Genomic DNA, 4375 nt, shown 5'->3' with positions numbered 1-4375 from the left:
CGGGAGCCGAGGCCTCGGACGCGTCGCCGATGCGCGCGATCTCGGTGCCGACCTCGACGGTCTCGTCCTCGGGAACCAGGATCTCGAGGAGGACGCCCGCGACGGGGGAGGGGACCTCGGAGTCGACCTTGTCGGTGGACACCTCAACGATGGGCTCGTCAAGCTCGACGGTATCGCCGACCTGCTTGAGCCACGTCGTAACGGTGCCCTCGGTGACGGACTCGCCCAGAGCGGGCATGGTCACTGACGTTGCCATGTGTGTTCTCCTAATAAAGCTGTATCAGTTGTGGACGTGGAGGGGCTTGCCGGCCAGCGCCATAGCTGCCTCGCCGAGCGACTCGTTCTGGCTCGGGTGCGCGTGAATGAGAGACGCGACGTCCGAGGGGTACGCCTCCCAGTTCACCATGAGCTCGCCCTCACCAATCTGCTCTCCGATGCGCGCGCCGATACCGTGGAAGCCCACGATCGGTCCGCCCTCCACCGAGACCAGCTTGATGAGACCCGACGTTGCCAGGATAGACGACTTTCCATTGCCCGCGAGGTTGTACTCAACCGTGCGCACCTGATCGCCGTACTTCTCGCGAGCCTGCTTCTCCGTCATGCCGACCGAGGCGATCTCGGGCTCGCAGAAGGTCACACGCGGGATGTCGATGTCGGCCTGCATGGTCGGGTTCAGGCCCGCGATCTCCTCTGCCACGAAGATGCCCTGCATGAAGCCGCGGTGAGCGAGCTGCAGGCCGGGGACGATATCGCCGACCGCGTAGATGTTGCCAACGCCGGTGTGCAGGCGCTCGTTCGTGATGACGAAGCCGCGATCCAGCGTGATGCCGACCTGCTCGTAGCCCAAGCCCTCGGTGACGGGGCCGCGGCCGACAGCGACCAGCAGGACGTCGGCGTCGAAAGACTTGCCGTCCTCGGTGCTCACGTGCACGCCCTGCTCGGACTGCGAAGCCGACGCGAAACGGGTGTTCGTGTGGAACTTGATGCCGCGCTTGCGGTAGGCGCGCTCAAGCTGCTTGGAGATGGCCTCGTCCTCGTTGTTGGCCAGGTGGGGCAGCGCCTCGATGATCGTGACCTCGGCGCCGAAGCTGCGCCACACGGAGGCGAACTCGAGGCCGATGACGCCGCCGCCGAGGATCACGGCGGAGGAAGGAACCCAGTCCATCTGGAGGGCCTGGTCGGAGGAGATGATGCGTCCGCCGATCTCGAGGCCGGGGATCGAACGCGAGTAGGAGCCGGTCGCGAGCACGATGTTGCGGCCGGTGATGCGCTGGCCGTTCACCTCGACGGTGTTCGCGTCGGCGAGGCGGCCCCAGCCGGAGATGAGCTCGACGTTGCGGGACTTGAGCAGCCCCTGCAGTCCCTTGTAGAGGCCGGAGATGACCGAGTCGCGGTACTTGCCGACCTGAGCCATATCGATGCCGTTGAAGGTGGAGTTGACACCGAACTTCGCGGACTCTCGCACGGCCTCGGCAGTCTCGGCCGCGTGCAGGTACGCCTTCGTGGGGATGCAGCCGCGGTGCAGGCAGGTGCCACCGACCTTATCGCCGTCGATGAGGGCGACCTTCATGCCCAGCTGCGCCGCGCGCAGGGCGGTCGCGTAACCGCCGGAACCCGCACCCAGAATGACGATGTCGTAGATCGATTCGCTCAAGGTAGACAACTCCTCGTTGATGAACTGAACGCTCAGTATGGTTGATTTCATGACGGGCCTCACGGTCCATATAGGCCCATTGTCCCACGTTTGCCCATCACTGTCCCACAGGTCGGTGTGCCGAGTTGGTGTATCGGGACACACGATCCCGTGCGGCGGGCCGCCTGGCGGAACGCGGTGCATCGAGACGGGCCTGTCGGTAGGATCGAAGTGTGCACACACAAGACGCGACTCATGACAATGGCGGCGCTCGCGACAAGCGCCCACCCTCCCTGGGGCTCGGGCGCATCATTATCGCGCTGTTTTGGGTTCTCGGTGTCTGGATTTTTGCGACGGCTATCATCGATCTTTTTCACGGGCAGGGCAAACCTTGGGGGCCGCAGCTCGTCGCCCTCCTGGCGGGCATCGACTACCTTGTCGCCGCGACTGCCTTGACGCACAACGGCAAGCGCATGCGCATGGTCGGCTGGGTGGCTATCTCCCTGTCGATTGGGATCCCCCTTGTCCTGTGGGTTGCCTCCCTCGGGTTGGACGAGCTCAACTCCGCGCGCTCGGCCTGGACCGCGATGGGCGCGGACTTCTACTACCTTCCCCTGGTCGTCTCGCTCATCGGCATCGTGTGGATGTGGCGCTCGAATCCTCGCCGGATCGTCTCGCTCGCCGAGCAGGTCGAGCGCTCGGGCCCGCCATGGAAGGCGAGCTGACGCGGGTATTGGCCCGATATCAAGAGACGAGGCGAGGCCCGGCGGAGCGATCCGATCCGGGCCTCGACGGCTAGGAGTGCTAGACCCCGCCCGGGAATCCCAGCTGACGCCACGCCTCGTACAGGACGATTGACGCCGAGTTGGCGAGGTTGAGCGAACGCACCCCCTCGCGCATGTGGATGCGGACGCGCTCGCGCACGCGCGGATGATTCATGGCCTCCTCGGACAGGCCGACGGACTCGCGCCCGAACAGCAGCCCGTCGCCGTCCTGGTAGGCGACGTCCGAATACATGGAGGTCGCGTGCCCCGTCAGCGCCCACACTCGTCCGGGAACCTGGGCGAGGGCGTCGTCCAGGCTCTCGTGCACCATGACGTGCGCGAGGTCGTGGTAGTCGAGGCCCGCTCGGCGCAGCTTCGCGTCGTCCATGTCGAAGCCCAGAGGTTTAACCAGGTGCAGCATGGATCCGGTGCAGGCCGACAGTCGGATCGCGGCGCCCGTGTTGCCGGGGATTTCGGGCTCCCAGAAGATGATGTGCAGCATATCCTCAGGCCTGGTGGGTGACGGTCAGGGTGGCACGCGCGATCGTGTGCTCGAGCGCGGCGAACGAGGCCATGGCGGGGGTCGCGTCGTCGTCGAGCCCCAGGGTGTCTACGTCGAGTGCGTGCACCGTGAAGATGTAGCGGTGGGGGCGGTCGCCGGCCGGCGGGGCGGCTCCGAAGTAGGAGGCCTCGCCCGCATCGCCGCGCAGGTGGAACGCGGGGCCGTCGAGGGTGAGATCGGATGTGCCCGTGCCCGGGTCTAGGTGGGTCATCGAGGCGGGGATGTCCAGGATCGTCCAGTGCCACCAGCCCGAGGGGATGGGGGCGTCCGGGTCGAAGCAGGTCAGCATGAAGCTGGCCGTCTGCTCGGGGAAGCCCTCCCACGTGAGGTCGGGGGAGAGGGAGCCTGCGCGCGCGGTCGCCGACTCTGGCATGGGTGCGCCGTCGGTGAGGGTGGACGAGGTCAGGGTGAAGCTGGGCAGATCGATGCCCTCGAAGGGGGCGGGTGCCGGGGGGCGAGTATCGATGTTCATGAGTACTCCTTTTCTTGTGTCCCCATTGTCGCGTATGAGATGGGGAACGTGCGCCCGGGACGCAGATGTGTGAGCGGGGTTCTACACTTCCCCTATCGAACAGGTGTTCTACGGTTGTGGAAAGGGGGAGACGTGTCCGATGCGCGCGTGCGCCTGCTGCGAGCCCGTGAGGCTCTGAGCCGCGCCGAAGATTCTGTCGGTCTGCGCGGCCGGGTCGCCGTCGAGACACCTCGTGTATCCGGCGCACTCGCCCCGGTCCTCCTGGGCCCACAGGAAAGGGGACGGCTGATACGCATCCTCATCGACGCCTGCCCGCCAGAGGGATGGATCGGGCTGTGCGGGGTGCGCCATATCGGATGGGAATGGGCCGAGCGCCAGGGGATGGACCTGGAGCGCGTGCTCGTCCTGAGCCCCGGGGAAGGGACGAACGTGGGGCAGCTGTGCGCGCTACTTCTCGACGCCTGCGACGTCGTCTGCCTGGATGTCGCGGAGCTGACCCGCTCCGAGTGCCGCACGCTGGCGGCCCGAGCCCGCTCGCTGGGGCGCACCCTCGTGACGCTGCGCGCGTGGCCGGGGCTCTCGCGCGCGACGAGCGTCGCGGGAGAAAGACGGGCGGTGGTCTAGGTGCGCTACATGGTGGTGTGGGTGCCCGACTGGCCCGTGAATTGCCTGGTGGTCGACCTGCCTCCCGGCGGGTGCGGCGCCGTGACCCACGCGGAATGTATCGAGATCGCCAGCGCCGCAGCCAGGCGCTGCGGTGTGCGCTCTGGGATGAGCGTGCGCCAGGCGACCTACCTGTGCCCGGAGCTCGTTTGTCTGCCGCGTGACCCCGACCGGGAGGCGCGCGCCTTTGGCGCGGTCGTCGACGCCTTCGACACGGTCGCGGCGGGTGTCGAGTGCCTGCGCCCGGGGCTGGCGCGCTGCCGCGCTCGGGGGCCCGCGCG

The 4375-nt window shown here is 67.2% G+C and carries 7 protein-coding genes; 3 read left to right on the top strand and 4 right to left on the bottom strand.

Annotation, left to right across the window (positions count from 1 at the left end; all coding sequences use genetic code 11):
- On the bottom strand, nt 1–256 hold a 256-nt coding region (locus HMPREF1138_RS10185; protein WP_009059534.1), incomplete at its 3' end, for a biotin/lipoyl-containing protein.
- 24 nt (nt 257–280) lie between these two features.
- Nucleotides 281–1654, bottom strand: a complete 1374-nt coding sequence (gene lpdA, locus HMPREF1138_RS10180) for a dihydrolipoyl dehydrogenase (protein WP_039937955.1) — start codon at nt 1652–1654, stop codon at nt 281–283.
- Between the two features lie 212 nt (nt 1655–1866).
- Here lpdA and HMPREF1138_RS10175 point away from each other — a divergent pair, with 212 nt between their 5' ends.
- Nucleotides 1867–2358 carry a hypothetical protein gene (locus HMPREF1138_RS10175; RefSeq protein WP_009059545.1) on the top strand — a complete coding sequence of 164 codons (492 nt, stop codon included), beginning with the start codon at nt 1867–1869 and terminating at the stop codon, nt 2356–2358.
- Between the two features lie 79 nt (nt 2359–2437).
- Here the strand turns inward: HMPREF1138_RS10175 and HMPREF1138_RS10170 are convergent, their stop codons facing one another.
- Both HMPREF1138_RS10170 and HMPREF1138_RS10165 read right to left on the bottom strand, forming a co-directional pair.
- Nucleotides 2438–2899 (bottom strand): tRNA (cytidine(34)-2'-O)-methyltransferase, encoded by a 462-nt coding sequence (locus tag HMPREF1138_RS10170; protein WP_009059536.1) that lies wholly within the window; start codon nt 2897–2899, stop codon nt 2438–2440.
- Nucleotides 2900–2903: 4 nt separating this feature from the next.
- Nucleotides 2904–3431, bottom strand: coding sequence for a YbhB/YbcL family Raf kinase inhibitor-like protein (locus tag HMPREF1138_RS10165; protein ID WP_009059532.1), 528 nt, complete (start codon nt 3429–3431; stop codon nt 2904–2906).
- Nucleotides 3432–3563: 132 nt separating this feature from the next.
- Here HMPREF1138_RS10165 and HMPREF1138_RS10160 point away from each other — a divergent pair, with 132 nt between their 5' ends.
- On the top strand, nt 3564–4055 hold the full coding sequence (locus HMPREF1138_RS10160; protein ID WP_009059543.1) for a hypothetical protein: 492 nt from the start codon (nt 3564–3566) through the stop codon (nt 4053–4055).
- A 9-nt stretch (nt 4056–4064) separates the two neighbouring features.
- Nucleotides 4065–4375 (top strand): Y-family DNA polymerase (locus HMPREF1138_RS10155; protein ID WP_443110664.1); only part of this gene is annotated, 311 nt, incomplete at its 3' end.

The organism is Actinomyces sp. ICM58 (assembly GCF_000283035.1).
Classification (GTDB): Bacteria; Actinomycetota; Actinomycetes; order Actinomycetales; family Actinomycetaceae; genus Pauljensenia.
The sequence above is the reverse complement of the archived record's forward strand: the minus strand, read 5'-3'. Positions and strand labels throughout refer to the sequence as shown.